Source organism: Sphingobium sp. TKS, from assembly GCF_001563265.1.
Classification (GTDB): Bacteria; Pseudomonadota; Alphaproteobacteria; order Sphingomonadales; family Sphingomonadaceae; genus Sphingobium.
Genome location: NZ_CP005084.1, coordinates 871,704 through 890,172 on the forward strand (window position 1 = coordinate 871,704; position 18,469 = coordinate 890,172).

General features: G+C 63.0%; 13 protein-coding genes and 4 pseudogenes. 4 read left to right on the forward strand and 13 right to left on the reverse strand.

Annotation, left to right across the window (positions count from 1 at the left end):
* Positions 1-5: 5 nt before the first annotated feature.
* Together K426_RS24805 and K426_RS24810 are read left to right on the forward strand one after the other, a co-directional pair.
* Complete coding sequence (locus K426_RS24805; RefSeq protein ID WP_066563451.1) at positions 6-395, forward strand: nuclear transport factor 2 family protein; 390 nt, start codon at positions 6-8, stop codon at positions 393-395.
* A gap of 96 nt (positions 396-491) precedes the next feature.
* A complete protein-coding gene (locus tag K426_RS24810; protein ID WP_066563453.1) occupies positions 492-2,528 on the forward strand; it encodes a M3 family metallopeptidase in 2,037 nt (678 codons plus the stop codon).
* A gap of 203 nt (positions 2,529-2,731) precedes the next feature.
* Here K426_RS24810 and K426_RS24815 read toward each other — a convergent pair whose 3' ends face one another.
* The 8 genes and pseudogenes from K426_RS24815 to K426_RS33175 form a co-directional block, all read right to left on the reverse strand.
* A complete protein-coding gene (locus K426_RS24815; RefSeq protein WP_066563456.1) occupies positions 2,732-4,279 on the reverse strand; it encodes a long-chain-fatty-acid--CoA ligase in 1,548 nt (515 codons plus the stop codon).
* Between the two features lie 295 nt (positions 4,280-4,574).
* A complete protein-coding gene (locus tag K426_RS24820) occupies positions 4,575-5,030 on the reverse strand; it encodes a nuclear transport factor 2 family protein (RefSeq protein WP_066563459.1) in 456 nt (151 codons plus the stop codon).
* Between the two features lie 75 nt (positions 5,031-5,105).
* Positions 5,106-6,296 carry an L-lactate dehydrogenase gene (locus K426_RS24825; protein WP_257721822.1) on the reverse strand — a complete coding sequence of 397 codons (1,191 nt, stop codon included), beginning with the start codon at positions 6,294-6,296 and terminating at the stop codon, positions 5,106-5,108.
* Between the two features lie 98 nt (positions 6,297-6,394).
* Positions 6,395-6,505 carry a 3-keto-5-aminohexanoate cleavage protein gene (locus K426_RS32680; RefSeq protein ID WP_237230113.1) on the reverse strand — a complete coding sequence of 37 codons (111 nt, stop codon included), beginning with the start codon at positions 6,503-6,505 and terminating at the stop codon, positions 6,395-6,397.
* Between the two features lie 106 nt (positions 6,506-6,611).
* Positions 6,612-6,965, reverse strand: a pseudogene (locus tag K426_RS33170) (hypothetical protein); the annotation flags it as partial.
* A complete protein-coding gene (locus K426_RS24830; protein ID WP_066563462.1) occupies positions 6,896-8,185 on the reverse strand; it encodes an MFS transporter in 1,290 nt (429 codons plus the stop codon). The pseudogene K426_RS33170 and the gene K426_RS24830, both read right to left, overlap by 70 nt.
* A gap of 115 nt (positions 8,186-8,300) precedes the next feature.
* A pseudogene (locus tag K426_RS24835) lies at positions 8,301-8,471 on the reverse strand (cation diffusion facilitator family transporter); the annotation flags it as partial.
* A gap of 316 nt (positions 8,472-8,787) precedes the next feature.
* Positions 8,788-8,879: pseudogene (locus K426_RS33175) on the reverse strand (integrase core domain-containing protein); the annotation flags it as partial.
* A gap of 178 nt (positions 8,880-9,057) precedes the next feature.
* Between K426_RS33175 and K426_RS24840 the strand changes: the two are divergent.
* Both K426_RS24840 and K426_RS24845 read left to right on the forward strand, forming a co-directional pair.
* Positions 9,058-11,298 (forward strand): TonB-dependent receptor, encoded by a 2,241-nt coding sequence (locus K426_RS24840; RefSeq protein ID WP_158511781.1) that lies wholly within the window; start codon positions 9,058-9,060, stop codon positions 11,296-11,298.
* 127 nt (positions 11,299-11,425) lie between these two features.
* Positions 11,426-13,210 carry a CocE/NonD family hydrolase gene (locus tag K426_RS24845; RefSeq protein ID WP_066563470.1) on the forward strand — a complete coding sequence of 595 codons (1,785 nt, stop codon included), beginning with the start codon at positions 11,426-11,428 and terminating at the stop codon, positions 13,208-13,210.
* Between the two features lie 48 nt (positions 13,211-13,258).
* Here K426_RS24845 and K426_RS24850 read toward each other — a convergent pair whose 3' ends face one another.
* From K426_RS24850 to K426_RS24865, 5 genes and pseudogenes are all read right to left on the reverse strand, one after another.
* Positions 13,259-14,230, reverse strand: coding sequence for an NAD(P)H-dependent flavin oxidoreductase (locus tag K426_RS24850; RefSeq protein WP_066563473.1), 972 nt, complete (start codon positions 14,228-14,230; stop codon positions 13,259-13,261).
* A 134-nt stretch (positions 14,231-14,364) separates the two neighbouring features.
* Positions 14,365-14,814, reverse strand: a complete 450-nt coding sequence (locus tag K426_RS24855; protein WP_237230183.1) for a glutathione S-transferase family protein — start codon at positions 14,812-14,814, stop codon at positions 14,365-14,367.
* 9 nt (positions 14,815-14,823) lie between these two features.
* Positions 14,824-14,943: pseudogene (locus K426_RS33180) on the reverse strand (glutathione S-transferase family protein); the annotation flags it as partial.
* Between the two features lie 92 nt (positions 14,944-15,035).
* The gene (locus K426_RS30595; protein ID WP_158511782.1) at positions 15,036-17,492 is read right to left on the reverse strand and encodes a CaiB/BaiF CoA-transferase family protein; all 2,457 of its coding nucleotides are present in this window, start codon (positions 17,490-17,492) and stop codon (positions 15,036-15,038) included.
* 38 nt (positions 17,493-17,530) lie between these two features.
* On the reverse strand, positions 17,531-18,421 hold the full coding sequence (locus tag K426_RS24865) for an SDR family NAD(P)-dependent oxidoreductase (RefSeq protein ID WP_066563990.1): 891 nt from the start codon (positions 18,419-18,421) through the stop codon (positions 17,531-17,533).
* Positions 18,422-18,469 lie beyond the last annotated feature (48 nt).

Below are 18,469 nucleotides of genomic sequence, written 5' to 3' on the forward strand. Positions count from 1 at the left end.
ATTCCATGACGACATCCCCCGACCTTGCCATTCGCCTGCGCCGCGCCGATTTCAACCGCGCTCTGGCCGAGGCGGACCTGAATGCCATCGGGCCGCTGCTTGCCCTCCATGCCGTTCTCGTCACCGGGACGGACAGCGCCGTCATCTCCGGCCGCAAGGCGCAGCTTCAGGCGTGGAAACGGGAATTCAGCGCGGCGGAGCGAACCCTCTATATCCGCACGCCCGACAGCATCGTCGCCTCGACGGTCGAGCCCATCGCGCTGGAACATGGCCGCTGGCAGGGCGTGGCCGCCGGGGCGGGTCGCCTTGTCGCATCGGGCAGCTATAGCGCCAAATGGCGGCAGGCCGGTGCGGATTGGGTCATCGAAGCGGAAATCTACCTGACCCTCGCCTGATTGGCGCAACGGCCGGAAACGCTTGAACAGCCGCTCGCCAGCGCCCAATTAGAGGATATGCTTCATCCGTCGAGACCCTGAAAGCTGCGAGAAATCATGACGACTGCCAATCCCCTCCTGGCCGATAGTGACCTGCCCGATTTCGCGGCCATACAGGCGGCCCATGTCGTTCCCGCCATGGAAGACGCCATCGCCGCGCATCGCGCTGCCGTCGAAAGGATCACCGCCAGCGGGAAGGATGATTTCGATGCGGTGGTCATGGCGGCCGAACGCGCCGATTTCCTGCTGTCACGGGTGTGGTCGCCGGTGGGGCATCTCGCATCGGTGGCCGACACGCCCGAATTGCGGGAGGCGCATGCCGCCGCCCAGGCGCTGATGACCGCCTATCTGATGGAGGCTGGCCAGAACCGTGCCCATCATGACACCGTGGCGCGCCTTGCCGCGCGTCCCGATTTCGCCAGCCTGCCGCCTGCCGCGCAGCGCGCGGTCGACCTTGCCCTGCGCGGCTTCCGCCTTGCCGGTGTCGCGCTGGAGGGTGAGGCGCGGCAGCGTTTCCTCGACATCGGCGTGGCGCTGAGCGACCTCAGCACCAAATTCGGCAATGCGGTGCTGGACGCGACCGAAGCCTGGAGCGAACATGTCACCGACGAAGCGGCCCTGGCGGGCGTTCCGGAGAGCGACAAGGCGATCCTGGCCGCCTATGCGCAGGAAAAGGGGCTGACCGGCTGGCTGATCACCTTGCGCCAACCGAGCGTCCTGGCGATCCTGCTTCATGCGAAGGACCGGGCCTTGCGCGAACGCGTCTATCGCGCCCACAACACCCGCGCCTCCGATCAGGCCGACGACAAGAGCCACGACAATAGCGAAAGGATCGACGCGATCATGGCCCTGCGCCATGAAGCGGCGCAGATATTGGGCTTTGCCGATTCCGCCGCCCATTCGCTGGAAACGAAAATGGCCGCCGATGCCGACGAAGCGCTGGCATTTCTGGCCGACCTCGCTGGCCGGGCACGGCCTGTCGGGGAGCGCGAACTGGGCGAAGCCCGCGCCTTCGCCGCCAAGCATCTGGGGCTGGACGATGTGCGGCCCTGGGATCTTTCCTATGTGGCGGAGGCAATGCGCCGCACGCTGCACGGCGTCGATCAGGAGGCGCTCAAGGCCTATTTCCCCCTGCCCCGCGTCCTGGCAGGCACCCGGGCGCTGATCGAGCGGCTGTTCAACGTCCGCCTCGTCACGCGGAAGGGGGTGTCGACATGGCACCCGGACGTGCTGTTCTACGACGTGCTCGATGGGGACGGCGCCGTGGTGGCGGGCGTCTATCTCGACCTGTTCGCGCGCGCGGGCAAGCGGGGCGGGGCATGGATGGACGTGTGCCGTTCCCGCTTCCGCGATGCCGACCGCCTGCATCTGCCCATCGCCTATCTCACCACCAATTTCGCGCCGCCCACGGGCGACCGCCCCTCATTGGTGACGCATAATGACGTGGTGACGCTGTTCCACGAATTCGGCCATGTGCTGCATCACCTGCTGACCGAGGTGGATCTGCCCTCGATCGGCGGCATCAGCGGGGTGGAATGGGATGCGGTGGAATTGCCCAGCCAGTTCATGGAGAATTTCGCCTGGGACCGGGACACGCTGATCGGCCTGTCCGGCCATGTCGACAGCGGCGAACCGCTGCCGCAGGCGATGTTCGACCGCCTGCTCGCCGCACGCCAGTTCCAGGCGGGCCTTGCCATATTGCGCCAGATCGAGTTTGCGACCTTCGACCTGCTGCTCCACCGCGACTATGATCCGGCCAAGGGCGCGCAGGTCAACGCCATGTTGGATCAGGTCCGCAAGGCCGTCGCCGTCGTTCATCCGCCGGAATGGAACCGCTTCGCCCATGCGTTCAGCCATATTTTCGCGGGCGGCTATGCGGCGGGCTATTATTCCTATCTTTGGGCGGAACTGCTGTCGGCCGACGCCTTCGAGATTTTCGCCCATGGCGCCATTCCAGGCGGCGGCGCGACCGCTTTCCGGCGCGAGATTCTCGCCGCGGGGGCCAGCCGTCCCGCCGCCGAGAATTTCCGGGCCTTTGCCGGACGCGCGCCGGAGGTCGACGCCTTGTTGCGGATGAGGGGTCTGGCCGCCTAGACTTTGTCCCGATAATAGTGCGCCTGCGAGGGCAGGAACCCGGTTCAGACATTATATGGATGAGGCGAGGGCGGGACTGGGTTCCTGCCTTCGCAGGAACATGGTTCAACTTAACTCGATAGCCGAACCATATCCTGAAACGGATCAAAAGTGGGCACGCGGCCTCCCGTCGTCGGTCGGCACACGCTGATGGAAGAGCCCGATCAGCCTATCTGTCGCGCCTGTCCCTCCCAGAACCCGGCGCGCAGATCGCGTTTCAGGATCTTACCGCTCGCGTTGCGGGGCAGCGCGGTCACGAAACTGTAGCGGCGCGGCAGCTTGAACCCGCCCAAATGGGCGCGGCAATAGCTATCCAGTTCGGCTTCGTTCAACTCACATCCCACCTCGGGCACGATGACCGCCATCACCGTTTCGCCCCATTTATCGTCGGGCACACCGATCACCGAGACTTCCGCGACCTGGGGATGCTGGTGCAGCACCGCTTCCACCTCGGCGGGATAGACATTCTCCCCACCGCTGACGATCATGTCCTTGATACGGTCGCGGATGAACAGATAGCCTTCCTCGTCGAGTGATCCCGCATCGCCGCTATGTAGCCAACCGTCGCGCAATGCCGCCTCGGTGGCTTCCCGCAACCCCCAGTAACCCAGGAAGACCTGCGGTCCCCGGATCAGGATTTCGCCAATCTCGCCAGGCGGGCAGTCCGCGCCATGGCCGTCGACGATACGCAGCTCCGTGCCCGGCAGCGCGCGCCCGGCCGACGAGAGAAGGTCGGGACGGTCGACGAGCGCGCGCGCATGGTCGTCTTCGCTCAGGAAAGTGCCGGCGCAGCTCAATTCGGTCATGCCGAAGCCCTGGAGAAAATCGCATCCGAATATCTTCATCGCCTTGACGAGGACGTGTTCGGCAATCGGGGACGCGCCGTAGAGGATCTGACGCAGATGGGGGAATCGCAGATCCTCGATACCCGGCTCCTTCAGGAGCATCTGGATGATCGTCGGGACGATGAAGGTCCAGGCGATTTCCTCGTCGACCAGCGTTTTCAGCAAAACGGCCGGATCGACGCTCTTGAGGATGACCAGGCTTTCGCCGCCGGAAACGGCACGAAGCGCAAATCCCACGCCCGCGACGTGGAAGAAGGGCAGCAGATGAAGCGAGCGCTGCCCCGGAAAACAATTCCCTATCGCGAAAGAGATCAGGCTGATGTCTGAAAGGACCGAGCGATGGCTGATCATCGCGCCTTTTGGCTTGCCGGTCGTGCCGCTCGTGTACAGTTGCAGGACGGGCGCCTCGTCCGATAGCGAGGTCCGCGGAATATCGCGCGAGGCGGCAGCGAGCAGTTCATCCAGGGCGAGCCAGCCCGGTCGCGTGGATTGGGAGCAGATCGCGATCGGCGGCTTGCCGCCGGCATTGTCCAGAGCTTCGCCAAAGGCGGGATCGGCGATGACAACCCGCGCCTGCGCGTCGTCGATCATTCCCATCCATTCGCGCGGCGCCAACCGGCAATTGAGCGGCACGCAAACGATTCCGGTTCTGGCGGCCGCATAGATGAGCAGCAATGCATCGATCGCATTGTTCATGATGGTGGCGACGCGCTCGCCAGGCTTGAGGCCAAGGCCGAGCAGCATCGACGCCATGCGAAGCGACCTTTCCCTGCCCTGGCCGTAGGTCAGCGCCGTCCCATCGGATTTGGAAAGCACATAGCCGGCACGGCTGCGGGCATGAAAATCAAACGGCTCGTGAAGGAGCATGATATCGCTTCCTGTTCATGGCGCCACGGGGCGCCCACTGCGAAATTATCCAAATTGCGCGCCAAGGCCGCGGCAGGGATCGACCGAGCGAGAGTTACCGATGCGTCAGGCCGGCGCGAACATGGTCCTGTCGGACAATGCGTCACCCCCGCGGATCGAACCAATAGCAAGGCCCGATTGCCGCAATCTCTCCTGGGCATGACCCGACAGCGGACCACGCAGCCGTCTTGCACAGGCAGCATCGTCCGTCCCAGTCCGGCATGCGGCAGGTCGGACAGTGAGGGCGTCGCTGACCTCAGGCCGCCAGCGGCCATCCCTCGAAAAACTCGGGCGGCGCGGCGCCGATGTCCAGCGAGGGAATGCGACGTGCCATCTTGTGCAGCGAAACCCGCCAGCCTTTGGGCGTTCGCCGCAGAATGTGGAGATATTCTCCGTTGACCATTCGGCCATCACCGAAATGGGTGATGTAGCGGCTGCGCACCCGTACATGTCCGTCCTTGTCCATGCGAACGATCGAGCCCAGGATATGATGATCGGCGACGATGCCATTATCCACGGCGTCCTGGAGCAAGGCGCGATAGACGTCGATCCCGTTCAACCCCTTTGGACCACCAACATAGGTCCAGTCGAACTGCACGTCCTCGGTAAACACATCGTCGAACAAGTCGAACCGCTTATTGTCGTTGATGAATGCCCAAAGATGAAGCACTTCATTGATTTTGACGATATCGTCGGCCTGCAGAATATCCACCTGGTATCTCCTTGATATGGTCATCCAATGTCATCGATATCGCGTGCATCATCGAAGAACCGGGCAGCTTTGGATTCAGCCCGGATCCGCACGATCGCGGTGAAGATCGGAAAGCGCGTCATGGCTCTCCATGTCGAACAGCGAATGGTCAGCGTCGCGCAGCACCCGGCATCCCGTCAGGGTCATGGCCACACGCAGTTCGGCCTTGAGAGCCTGGAGCATGGCGGCAACGCCGCGTTCGCCGCCGGCTGCGAGCGCAAACGCCCAGGCCCGTCCGAGCAGACATCCGTCGGCGCCGGCCGCAAGCGCCTTCACGATATCCAGGCCCGACCGCAGCCCGCCATCGATCAGCACCGGCCCTCGGCCGCCGACCGCTTCCACCACCGCAGGCAATGCCGCGATGCTTGAGGCCACGCCGTCCAACTGACGCCCCCCATGGTTGGAAACGACCACGCCGTCGGCCCCGGCTTCGAAGGCCGCGACGGCATCTTCCGGGCACAGCACGCCCTTGATCAGGATGCGGCCCGGCCAGCGGGAGCGCACCCAGCTCAAATCGTCCCAATTGGTGCTGCAGTCGAAATTCTCACGGATCCAGCTCCAATAGTCGCCAAGACCCTTCTTGCCGGGAATGGCCGCGGCGAAGTTTCCGAAGCCATGCGGGCGGCCGCGCAGATATACGTCCCACAGCCACGCGGGATGCGCCATGCCCTGCCAGGTCTGCCGCGCCAGACCCCGCAGACCCGTATCGTAGAGTCCCGATCGCGCATCGCGATAGCGGATGCCCGGCAGCGGCATATCGACCGTGAATACCAACGTCTGCGCGCCCGCCGCCAAAACGCGATCGATCAGATCCCCCATATAGGCGCGGTCCCGGATCATGTAGAGCTGGAACCAGGGCGTAGTGCCGCTATCGCGCCGAACCTCCTCATAATCGCAGACCGAGACGGCAGACAGGCAGAACGGCACGCCTTCCGCCGCCGCCGCGCGCGCCGCCTGGACCTCTCCCCGCCGCGCATACATGCCCGCAAAGCCGACCGGACCCAGGGCGACGGGAATCGATGCGGGGGTACCAGCAATATCCGCGCACATATCCAGATCGGACATGTCGCGCATGACACGCTGCTTGAGCCGAAGCCGGGCAAGGTCCGCGTGGTTCGCCTGCAAGGTGCGCTCGTCGAAGGCGCCGCTGTCTATATATTCAAAGAGCATGTGCGGCAGCCGCCGACGGGCGGCTGCGCGCTGTTCGTCATATATTGGCAAGGCCAATCACCGCACTCCCGATATGTCGATCACATTGACCGTCCGCATCGATGCGCAACACGGCGGGATCAGGTCTGCCATAATGCTCCGCCCTCATCCACCTTCTAAGCGAACGATACGGCATTTCGCCCCTTGAGTCCCAGCATGCTGCGGGTTTCGTCCGGCGTCGCGGGCTTGAGGCCAAGCTCGTCGAGAATGGTGACGATCTTGCGCACTTGATCGGCATCTGATTGCGCCCGCACCCAGGACCGACCAGCAATAATCCTCGCCGAACACGGACTGAATGAGCAGCGGCCCCTTCAAAATCCCGCGATCGAGGAAATGAGCGGCGGTATAGACGTGGCCGATATCGTAACATTCGATTTCGCACTTGGTGTCTGACGGAAGTACGGATTGCGCGCTTTCAAGGCCATGGACGCTGCCGCTAGCGTCCGACCCCACGCCCCCCTCAATCGTCAGTTGGGCTTCGTGAAATAATCGACGATGACAGCGTTCATCTCGTGAGCCATGGGCATGGTCGTCAGGCGATTGCCGCCGCTGACCGGAAGAACGACGCCAGTAATATAGGTAGGGGCCGACAGAAACACGACTGTGTCGGCAGCCGCTCAGGCGAGGGCGAAGGCCTTGCTCCGCCCGCGATTGATCAACAGCACCAGTCCCGCGCCGATCAGACACAATATGCCTGCCGCCACGAAGGCGGGCATATAGCTGTGCCAGACCGTGCGGGAAAGGCCGCCCGCCAGCGCCGCACTCGCCGCGCCAAGCTGATGCCCGGCGAAGATCCAGCCGAACACGACATTGGTCCGCTCCGCCCCGAAGCGCTGCGCCGTCAGCTTGACCGTTGGCGGCACCGTGGCGACCCAGTCCAGGCCATAGAACATCGCGAAGACCGACAGGCTGTAGAGCGAGAAATCGCTGAACGGCAGATAGAGCAGCGACAGGCCGCGCAGGCCATAATACCAGAATAGCAGCCAGCGATTGTCGAACCGGTCCGACAGCCAGCCTGACGCCAGCGTGCCCGCGAAATCGAACAGGCCCATCATCGCCAGCATCGACGCCGCGCCTACCGCCGCCAGCCCATAATCGCCGCAAAGCGCAATGAAATGCGTCTGGACCAGACCGTTGGTGCTGGCGCCGCAAATGTAGAAGGAGAAGAACAATATCCAGAAGCTCGGCACGCGCGCAGCATCGGCCAATATGTGGAGCGGGCTCATCAGCAGGGCGCCAAAGCTGGCGGGCTGCGGCGGGGCCGGATGCACCTCCCTCTCGCCATAGGGCGGCAGGCCGAGGTCGGACGGACGATCGCGCATCAACAGCAGCACGACCATCGCCGCCAGCAGGATCGCGCCGCACACCAGCAAGACCGAAGCGCGCCAGCCGAAATGCTCCGTCAGCCCGGCAAGCAGCGGCAGGAAGGCCAATTGGCCGGTGGCCGTGCTGGCGGACAACAGCCCCATGACCAGACCCCGCCTGTGCGTGAACCAGCGCGTGGCGACGGTGGCGCCCAGCACGATCGCGGTCAGGCCGGTGCCGATACCGATGACGACGCCCCAGAGCAGCACGAGCTGCCACAGCTCTGTCATGCCCATCGACAGCAACAGGCCGACGATGATGATGGACAGTGAAATCAGCATCATCCGCCGCACGCCGAAACGGTTCATGAAGGCGGCGGCGAACGGCCCCATACTGCCGAAGAGGAGGAAACGGATGGCCAGCGCGCCTGAAATATCCGCCGCGCTCCAGCCATATTCCTTTTGCAAGGGAATGATGAACACGCCGGGCGCGCCCACGGCCCCCGCGACGACCAGCATCGTGAGAAAGGTGGCGGCCAGCACTGCCCAGCCATAATGAATATGTCTCGCGCCCATATGGCGGGCGAGGGTCGCTGACAGCATGAAGGCCTCTGTTCCGGAACGATCGACCGGCGTTAGATGATGTTCATCATGGCAAGGTCAAGGGGCCAGTTGGCGCAATCTGGACATGCAGGCCAGCCAGCGCGCCGCTCGGGCGCTATCGCGGGTCAGGCGCGGGGCGCGGCAGGACCAGGGCATCCTCCCGCTTTTCCGGACGGATGTAGATGGAGGTGAGTTCGGGAATCGCCCGCTTCATCTCGCTCTCCATCTCCTCGATCAGACTTTCCGCCCGGCCCATGTGCAGGTCGTCGGCAAAATCAGCGCTGATGCCCCAGTGCATGCCGATCGCGGCCTTCGCTTCGAGATCACACAGAATCTGGATGGCTTCTTCAAGGTTCACATGCTGGGCCGCCATGAACCAGCGCGGAGCGTCCGTATATCGAGATGGTCATAATGGTTGTGAGACAAAAGCACCGCATCGGGACTGCCGCCGGACACGACGATTTCGGTGATCTCCATCGCCAGAGGAGCAGGTCGAGCAGGCTCCTGTCGGTGTCGGGTTCCCCCGGGTTGAAGAAACGGACGCCATCGAAATGATCGCTCGCCGGGCCCATGATAATAGATGTTCGAACGCGACACTATATAGGGCGGCCGGTGTTGTAATGGCGCCGCCAAGCTTCGATCAGCACCCCGGCCTCGCGAGGCTGTAAAAGATTTCACCGCCGAGCAGTTCCTCATATTTGAACTGCGCGCCACGGCGAACGCCAGGCACTCCCTGCTAGCCTCGTCGATGACTGATTTTCCATTCACGCTCGTGCGAGAAATTATCACCCCCGCTTTGCGAATAACCATCATTCCAGAGGAATGCGGAGACGCATTAAAAGATGGAGACACCAATGAATGAGGAGGGGAAATTGCGTCATCGATTGATTGTTGCCATCTGCGGAACATGTGCGTCGCACGCCGCGCTGGCTCAAGCGGACGTGTCGCCGGTCCAACCGGCGGCCAGTGCGGCGCGACCCGCGCAAGACGCATCGTCGCAAAGCCTCGGCGACATCATTGTCACTGCATCGCGCCGAAGCGACACGGTTCGGAAGACCCCCATCGCTGTGTCTGCCTATGCCGGACAAAAGCTTGAGGCCGCCCAGACGAAGAGCCTCAATGATCTGGTCGGGCCAAGCCCGAACATCCAGATCGGCAACAGCTATAATTCGTCGAACATCACGATTCGCGGCATCGGCAATCAGCAGATCAACGCGGGCCAGGATTCGGGCGTCGCGATCCATTCCGATGGTGTCTATATCGGTCAGCCTTCGCTGACCCTTGCCACCTTCCTCGATCTCGCCCGGGTGGAGATTCTTCGCGGACCGCAGGGCACCCTGTTCGGGCGCAATGCCACCGGAGGTGTCATCAACGTGGTTCCGAACGAACCGACGGCAGAGACGCATTACGGCTTTGACCTGACGGCGGGCGTCAGCCCCGTCCTGTTCCAGCTATCCGGCTTCGTCAACGGCGCGCTCAACGAGTCGGGGACGCTCAGCGGTCGCGTAGCCGCGCAGCAGACATATAATAGCGGGTTCACGCGCAATCTGCTTCCCAATGGCCCCAACCGGCTGGACGACGCGAAGAACCAGTCCATCCGCGGTCAAATCAAGTGGGTACCTTCCGACACGTTCAATGCGCGGGTTCTGGTCGAATATGCCAATGACGATTCCAACGGGCCGGCGAGCTTCCTGGAAGGAACGCCCGATCCGACCATTCCACTCCCGTCGATCCTCGTCGGGCAGTCGCGTGGTGATGTCGGCAAGCGGGAAGTGTTCGCGAACATCAACTATCGCAAGGTTCACGCTTTCAATGCCAACCTGACCTTGAACTGGGCGCTGGGTGGCGGAAACCTGAAGGCTCTCCTCTCCTATGCAGACTCCAAGCTGCTGAATGTATCGGACGGCGACGGCACCGCGGCGGAGGATACATATGCGTCCTTTAAGAACACGGCGCGCCAGACCTACAACGAACTGATCTACACCTCGGACAATGCGAAGCCATTCACCTATCTGCTCGGCGTCAATTATTTCCGGGAGCATCTGGAACAGGCGATCGAGGTTCCCATCGCCGAAGCCCCGTTAGGGGGCGGCGTCGTGCTCAACGACATCACAGTGTTCGGCGGAGCCGTTCCGCTCATCACGACCTCTTACGCAGCGTTCGGGCGCGCCCAATATGCCTTCACGCCCGATTTCAAGCTGTTCGCCGGGCTGCGCTACACTCGCGACAAGAAATCGATCGTTCAGTATAATAATTTTATCAATGGCGGCGCACTCCAGTCGTCATCCTCGAAATGGGACCGGCTGACTTACGAAATTGGCGCTTCATACGCGTTCAGCCAGACGCTCGACGGCTATCTCAAATATTCGACCGGCTTCAAGGGCGGCGGCTATTCGGCGGGCACCCTGGCTCCGTCTTTCCGGCCGGAAACCAATGCCAACTATGAAGCGGGGCTGAAGGGCAACTTCTTCAACCGGGCACTGCAAGCCAATCTTGCCGCCTTCTACATGAAGTATGACGACTTGCAGGTGAACCAGATCGTCGGCGTCTCCTCCTCCGTGACCAACGCGGCCAAGGCGACGGTCTATGGTGTCGAGCTGGAAACCTCCTTGCGTCTGACTGATGCGTTCCGCATCGACTGGTCCGGCGCCTATCTGAATGCGACGTTCGACCAGTTCCAGACGGCGGACTCGTCCCGGCCCAACACGTGCGATCCGGGCACGGGCGTTGGCACGGTTCCCTGCTCGCTCGACCTGTCGGGCAACGCGTTGCCGCAGTCGCCCAAATATACGAGCAGCTTGGGCGGCTATTACGACTTCGCGACCTCATCGGGCAAAGTCACCTTCGGCGCCCGCTACGACTGGAAGTCCCGCGTCTATTTCACCGAGTTCAACCTGCCGATCTCCTCCCAGAAGTCGGTGGGCAAGCTCAACCTGTTCCTCAACTATGAGAGCGAGAACGGGCGCTTGACGGGCAGCCTGTTCGTCAAGAACGTGACGGACGAACAGGTGAAGGGCAACGTCATCGTCGTGTCCTCCATCATCGGCTCGCTCGCGCTCGGTCAATATCAGCCGGGACGTCAGGTGGGCATGTCTGTGGGCTATCATTTCTAATCGGATCTGCAGATCCGATTGAAATAATGAACAGGAAATTCTGGCCGGCGAAGCATGCTTTGCCGGCCAGAATGCCTCTTTTTGGAGGCGCTGGTGTGACCAAGCAGTTTCTGGAGTTTGCGTGACTATGTCGTCCTTTGACCAGACTACCGCTCCGAAGGACGTGGTCATCCACTATGACGTTCCATGCACCCTCAGCGACGGGACGGTGCTCCGGGCCGATGTGGCGCGGCCGGCGGGAGAAGGGCGATGGCCGGTCATTCTCGCACGCACGCCCTATGGCAAAGCGGTAGCGCCAGGGTTCACGACCGACCTGACGCACGGTGCCCGGCATGGATATGTCACCATCATCCAGGATGTGCGGGGACGCGGAACGTCGGACGGCAAGGCCGATTTCCAGCCATGGGTAGACGAAGGACAGGACGGCGCGGAGGCGGTCGAATGGGCCGCCGCCCTCCCCTATTCCAACGGCAAGGTCTATATGAGCGGCCCTTCCTATCTGGGGTTCGTGCAATGGGCGGCAGCGGCCGAGCAACCGCCCTCACTTCTGGGAATCAATCCCATCGTTCCGGTGGGCTGGTTCAACCGCTCGTTCATCTATTGCGGCGGCGTCTTCGAACTTGAACTCAATGGCTATTGGTGGACCATGATCGGCGTGGAAGCGCTCATGCGCCGCGACTGGGATTCCCCCGAAGCCAAGGGCGCGGCGGTCGGACGCGCAGGGGGCGCCCTCGAAACACTGGCGCGCGACGGCGGTTACGACCATCTCCCCCTCGGTCGCTTCGAACCGGCAGCGAGCAGTGTGCAGGGCGCTCAGCTTTTTGATCTGCTGGAGAAACGCGCCGATGATCCTTCCATGAAGGCCAGCACGCGGGCGAACGAGTATGAGAACATCACCGTGCCCGCGCTGATCGTCGCGGGCTGGTATGACATATTCATCCGAGGCTCGATCGACCAGTTCGTCGGCATGCGTGCGAGAGGCGGCAGCGAAGCCGCGCGACAGAAAAGCCGGTTGATCGTCGGCCCCTGGGCGCATCATCCGCAGAGCAAGATGACGGGCGAACAGATTTCGCCCGGTTCCGCCGCTATCCAGGCGCTCAACCCCTTTGGCCATATGGGCCTTGCCGCCCGCTATTTTTCCGAGCTGGACGACGCGGATAACGCAGAAGCGCCCATCAAGATCTGGGTCATGGGCGCGAACAGGTGGCGTGACGAACAGGAATGGCCGATCGCGCGGACCATTGTAACGCCCTGTTATTTATCGAGCGGCGGCAAGGCCAATAGCGGTCAGGGGGACGGCGTCCTGTCGCTGCGGCAGGACGGCGGCGGCCCGCCCGACGCCTTCGTCTACGATCCCGCTAATCCTGTGCCCACGCGCGGTGGCGCCGTGTTCGGCGTAAGCTGCGTCCCAGGCGGCAGCGACCAGAATGTGATCGAGAAACGCGATGACATATTGGTCTATAAATCCGACATTCTAGAACAGGATCTCGAAGTTACGGGGACGCCGATTGTCGAACTGTGGGTGACGACCGATATGGTCGACACCGATTTCGTGGCCCGGCTGGTCGATGTTCATCCGGATGGCACGGCACGCCTCATCACTGATGGCATCATTCGCGCCCGCTACCGCGACAATCCCGACGACCTAACCCGTCAGGCAGCGCCGCTGGAATCCGGCAAGCCCTATTTGCTGCGCATCGAGCTTTTGCCGACGAGCAACCTGTTCAAGGCGGGCCATCGATTGCAGCTTGATGTCACCAGCAGTTGCTTCCCGCGCTGGGCGAGAAATCTCAACATCTGGGATGAGTGGGGCGGCACGTTGGCCGACGCCAAGGTTGCGCATCAGCAGGTGCTTCATGATGAAGCGCATCCCTCCCGCGTCTTGCTGCCCATCATCCCGGCGGCAAGCTGAACCGCGCGCCTGTTTGAGCGCCCCTGCCGGGGGCGCTCATGATGCCGATCAGAAGACCGCCGCCAGCCGCTCTTTGGTGATGGACTTCGCCTCCGCGACGATGCGGTCGATAAGTTGCTTGACGGTCGGGATGTCGTCGATCAGTCCGGCGACCATGCCGCAACTCCAGGCTCCGGCATCGACATCGCCATCGACCATGATCCGATAGTAGACACCCGCCACTTGCTCGGCAATGTCCTCGAACCGGATGCGGTCGCCCAGCGCCCGTTCCTTGTCGACGATCTGATCCACGGCCGGGTTGCGCAGCACGCGTTCAGTGTTCCTGAGCGGGCGCATGATAAGGCGCGTGTCCCGCTCGCCAGCCTGCACGATCGCCTGCTTGACGCGATCATGCACCGGCGCCTCCTGCGTCGCCACGAAGCGTGTGCCCAAATTCATGCCATCCGCGCCCAGCGCGAGCGCGGCGACGAGGGACTTGCCGTCCGCCATTCCGCCTGACGCGATGAAGGGCACAGAAAGCGCTTTTGCCGCCAGCGGCAGCAAGATCAGGCCCGGAACGTCATCCTCGCCGGGATGGCCACCGCATTCGAAACCATCGACGCTGACGGCGTCGCATCCGATGTCCTGCGCCTTCAGCGCATGGCGGATCGAGGTGCATTTATGGATGACCTTGACGCCCGCCGCCTTCAGCGTCGGCAGATGCTCCACGGGATTATTCCCCGCGGTTTCCACGACGGGGATGCCCTTCTCGCAGATGACCTTTACATAGCCCGGATAGTCGGGCGCGTTCACCACCGGCAAGAAAGTCAGATTGACCCCGAACGGCTTGTCGGTCATCGCGCGGCATCGGTCGATTTCCGCCGCCAGATCGGCAGGCGTCCGCTGCGTCAGCGCTGTCAATATGCCAAGGCCGCCAGCTTGCGAAACAGCCGCCGCCAATTCGGCCTTGCCGACAAAATGCATGCCGCCTTGAACGATGGGATACCGAATTCCGAATAATTGAGTAATGCGTGTCTGCATGGGGATTTCCTGAAACCTCGTGACGTGTGATAATAGGGCGTGCACCCCACCGCCATGACCCTATCGCGCAACGGCCTGGTCGCAATTTGGGCAGAATCGCATGAGCGCGAGGGCGCACGAGGCCCATCCTCCGGTTATTCAATGGCATTGTCTCGCTCGACCGCCATGGCCCGCCGATAGGCCGGGCGTGCTTCGAGCCTGCGGAAATATTCGGTCGCCGCCGGAGCGAGATCATCGCCCAGACCCAATGCCTCTGCGAATTTGATGGCATAGCCGACCGATATGTCGGCTGCCGTGAAATGATCGCCGCACGCATAATCCCGCCCGCTCATCATGCCCATCGCCACGTCCAGGCGCTTGAGGAACCAGCGTCGATAATCCTCCGCCACTTGCGGGTTGCGGCGCTCCTGCGGTTCCAGCATGGCGTAGCGAAAATACAGCGTCTGCGGGAAAGTGAGCGTCGCTTCCCCCATGTGCAGAAAGTTGAGATAATCGGGATAGGCGCGATCGGACGGGGCAACGGACAGCCCCGCGCCGGGATAAGTGTCCGCCAGATATTGCACGATGGCAGAGGATTCGCTCATTGCTGCTCCATCCACGATCATAAAAGGAATCGTGCCCAGCGGATTGATTTCCAGATAGCCGGGCGCGCGAAAACGGGGCGGAAACGGCAGCATGTGCAACCTGTATTCCGCACCCAATTCTTCCAGCATCCAGAGCGCGCGAAACGATCGTGCGCCATCGCAATGATATAGTTCGATCACAGCCCTTCCCTCATGCTGCAGAATGGCGCTTTAACCGTCGATCAGGCCAAGGCGTCCGCCGTCGCCAAGGCGTCGAGACGGTCCTGGCCGTAACCCAGAATCCCACGCAGCACGCGATCATTGTCCCGGCCATAGGGCGGCGCACAAAGCTCATAGCGCGCAGGCGTGCGCGACAGGCGGAATGGCGCTGCCTCGATCATCGCCGTGCCGGAAAGGGGATGGTCGACCCGAACCAGATGTTCCCGCTCGCGCATTTGTGGATCGGCGCCCATGCCGTAGATGGACTGGACGCGATGAGCAGGAATGCCGCACCGGCGCAAGCTTTGCTCCAGCCATTGCACATCCCGCGCCGCCGTCCAGTCCTCGACGATTGCCTCCAGTTCGTCGACATGCGCCCGGCGCATTTGCGCGGTGGCGAAGCGCTCGTCCCGTTCCAGACTTGCGCCGCCCATCAGCAGGGCCAGATCGCGCCACTGCCCGTCATTCTCGACAGCGATGGCGATCCATTGATCCTCGCCAGCCGCCCGGAATACGCCATGGGGCGCCATCAGCGCGTCGCGATTGCCCACCGCCCCCTGTATCTCGCCTGTCACCGAACAGGCCGCGATCTGCGGCGCCAGAAACTGCACGCCCGCCTCGACCTGGGATATGTCGAGATGGCACCCCTTGCCTTTCCGCCGCCGGTAATCCAGCGCGGCGAGCAGCGCCGCCAGACCAAAGCGCGGCGCCACAAAGTCTGTATAGGGTCCATAAGGACCGACTAGACGCCCATCCGGTCCACCAACGATATATTGAAACCCGGAAAGGGCCGCGCCGTGGTTCCCATATCCCGAATAGCGTGCGTTGGGACCATCCTGCCCGGACAGGGATGTGCTCACCATCACCAGTTCGGGATTGATGGCACGCAGTTCTTCATAGGAAAGATTCCATTTGGCCATCTGGCCGGGCGTGAAGGATTCGACAAGGACATCGGCCCACCGGACGAGATCGCGAACGACGTCGCGCGCCGGTTCCTGGGACAGGTCGAGCGACAGTCCCAACTTGCCGGCGTTGCAGGTCTCGAACAGCGCGGATTGCTGCACGTCATATTGGCCGTGCGGGAACGGCCCCATGACGCGCGCGGTCTCGACCCGACGCGAGGATTCAACGCGCACGACCGCCGCGCCGAAGTCTGCCAGGGCGCGTCCCATCAACGGACCCGCGACCACCCAGGCAAGGTCGAGCACTTTCAGTCCCTCCAGCGGCCTGTCACTCATGTTGTGGGCGACGGCAGGAGCGGGCAGCGACCGCCTTCCGGCCAACCACTCGTCCCGGACTTCGGCGTCATGTTCGCCCAGCCGGGGAGCAGGACGGAGTTGCACAAATCCGTCAGGGCAGCCGCGGGCGAAAGCCCCCGGCATCCTGTAGGGTCCGAAGGGACCATTTATGGTGTCGATGAAGTCACGCGCTGCGAACTGGGGGCTTTCGGCCAGATCGGCAACCGTCAAGATCGGCGCTATGCGGACGCCGCGCCGGATCGCGACCCCGACCAGTTCGTCCTTGTGCCGCGTGGCGAGAAAGGATTGCACCCAGGCCCGAACCGCGTCGAGATCGGCCTCGCTGACGTCCCCGGCAAGGATCTTCTCGTGAAGCGTGCTCCAGTCCCAGTTGCTGAATGTCGGGTGGAACCAGCCCTCATCGCGCATCCATGTCATGAGCTTGTTGGATGCGGGACCGGCGGCTAGCCCGATGCCCAGATGCATCTCCGCCAGACCGTCCGACACTGTCCATTTGGACTTGCGCGTGATGGACCCGCTCCCGCTCAGGTCCACCACATGGTCGTCCCCCGCCTTCCTGCGCGGGACGAAATCCGCATGCGCTACTCCTTCGGCAAGAACGGCTCCGAGCGTGCACTGGGGCAGGGTCTGCACGATCGCCAGATCGACATGCTGGCCCAGGCCCGTGCGCGTGCGGTCGGCCAGCGCGATCAGGGCCGCGCTGGCGGCCGTCGCTCCGGCATGCAGATAGGCTTGCGGCACGCTGATCCGCAATGGGCGGTCGTCATGCCCGCGCGTCAGCCAGAGAGGGCCGCCCGCTGCCCACAAGGTGATCTCACTGTCCGGCCAGTCGTGTTTGGGGCCTTCCAGTCCGAACGGCGTGATCGAAACATGGATAAGGTGCGGATGGCGTTCGGCCAACACGCGCGGATCGAGCCAGGACGGCCGCCCTTGCGCGGGCGTAAAGGACTCGATCAGCAGATCGGCCGATTGCAGCAAACGCTCCCATAGCGCCTCGTCCCGACCGGGATCCACGACGATGGACCGCTTGCCCGCGGCGTAAGTGGCCCAGAACAAGGATTGATCCCCGTCGGGCCAATCCGGTGCGAACGGCGCAAGCTGCCGGGCAGGATTCCCCCGTTCGGGTTCCACCTGCACGACGTCCGCGCCCATCTGCGCCAGCATATGGCCGGCCAGCAGCCCGCGGTGATCGCACAGATCGAGAACCCTGTAGGGTCTCAAAAAGCCTTCGCCATATCCCCTCATATTCGGTAGCGGCGTTACCGGACGATCTCTTGCAGCCCGGCAACTTCCATGCGGTGCTGTTCCGGGCCGGACGCCGGCACATGCTCGCCCGCACGGTCGCCGATCCTGTCCATCTGCGACAGGATAGCCGCCGCCATATCTTCTTCCTCGATCAGATAGGCGCCTCTGGTCATCGTCACATGCGCCCGTGCGAACCGGCCCGCGCCAGCGAGCATGATGGCACGGGTCGGCGCTTCTTCGGCGCATAGGGCGACGATGGCGGGAGCGACCATATCGCTGCCCAGACGCGCAAGGTCGCCGCTGTCGTAGAGGCCGCTGGTCATGCCCGTCGCCGCGCTGGGCGCCAGGCAATTGACATGGATGCCGCAGCGCTCCCCCTCGATCGCGAGCGTCTGCATCAGGCCGACCAGCGCCATCTTGGCCGCGCTGTAATTCGCCTGGCCGAAATTCCCGTATAGTCCCGACGATGAGGTGGTGAAGACCACCCGGCCATATCCCTGTTCGCGCATCAGGTTCCAGACGGCGTGCGTGCAATGGACCGACCCCATCAGGTTCACGTCGATCACGGCCCGGAAATCTTCGATGGTCGACTTTGCGAAGGTGCGATCGCGCAAGATGCCGGCATTGTTGACGAGGATGTCGACTTGTCCCCATCGCGCCACAATCTCATCGACCATCCCGGTTACGCTGCCGGGATCGGCGACGTTGGCCGAACAGGCGATGGCCTGTCCGCCCGCGGCGACGATTTCCTGCGCGACCGCCTCGGCATCCTTTTGGGACAGGTCATTCACCGCGACCATGGCGCCATGCCGGGCCAGCGCGAGGGCGTGTGCACGACCCAGACCCTGGCCGGCGCCGGTCACAAGAGCAACGCGCCCGGAAAGCGAGATAAGGGGAGCTATCATGAAGTCGTCCTTTCGATGGCTGCCTCCGCTGCCTGCGGAGGGCGAATG

Coding starts and splice junctions, on each gene's coding strand:
- K426_RS24805 (WP_066563451.1), top strand. CDS start 6: ATGACGACATCCCCCGACCTTGCCATTCGCCTGCGCCGCGCCGATTTC.
- K426_RS24810 (WP_066563453.1), top strand. CDS start 492: ATGACGACTGCCAATCCCCTCCTGGCCGATAGTGACCTGCCCGATTTC.
- K426_RS24815 (WP_066563456.1), bottom strand. CDS start 4,279: ATGCTCCTTCACGAGCCGTTTGATTTTCATGCCCGCAGCCGTGCCGGC.
- K426_RS24830 (WP_066563462.1), bottom strand. CDS start 8,185: ATGCTGTCAGCGACCCTCGCCCGCCATATGGGCGCGAGACATATTCAT.
- K426_RS24845 (WP_066563470.1), top strand. CDS start 11,426: ATGTCGTCCTTTGACCAGACTACCGCTCCGAAGGACGTGGTCATCCAC.
- K426_RS24850 (WP_066563473.1), bottom strand. CDS start 14,230: ATGCAGACACGCATTACTCAATTATTCGGAATTCGGTATCCCATCGTT.
- K426_RS24855 (WP_237230183.1), bottom strand. CDS start 14,814: ATGAGCGAATCCTCTGCCATCGTGCAATATCTGGCGGACACTTATCCC.
- K426_RS24865 (WP_066563990.1), bottom strand. CDS start 18,421: ATGATAGCTCCCCTTATCTCGCTTTCCGGGCGCGTTGCTCTTGTGACC.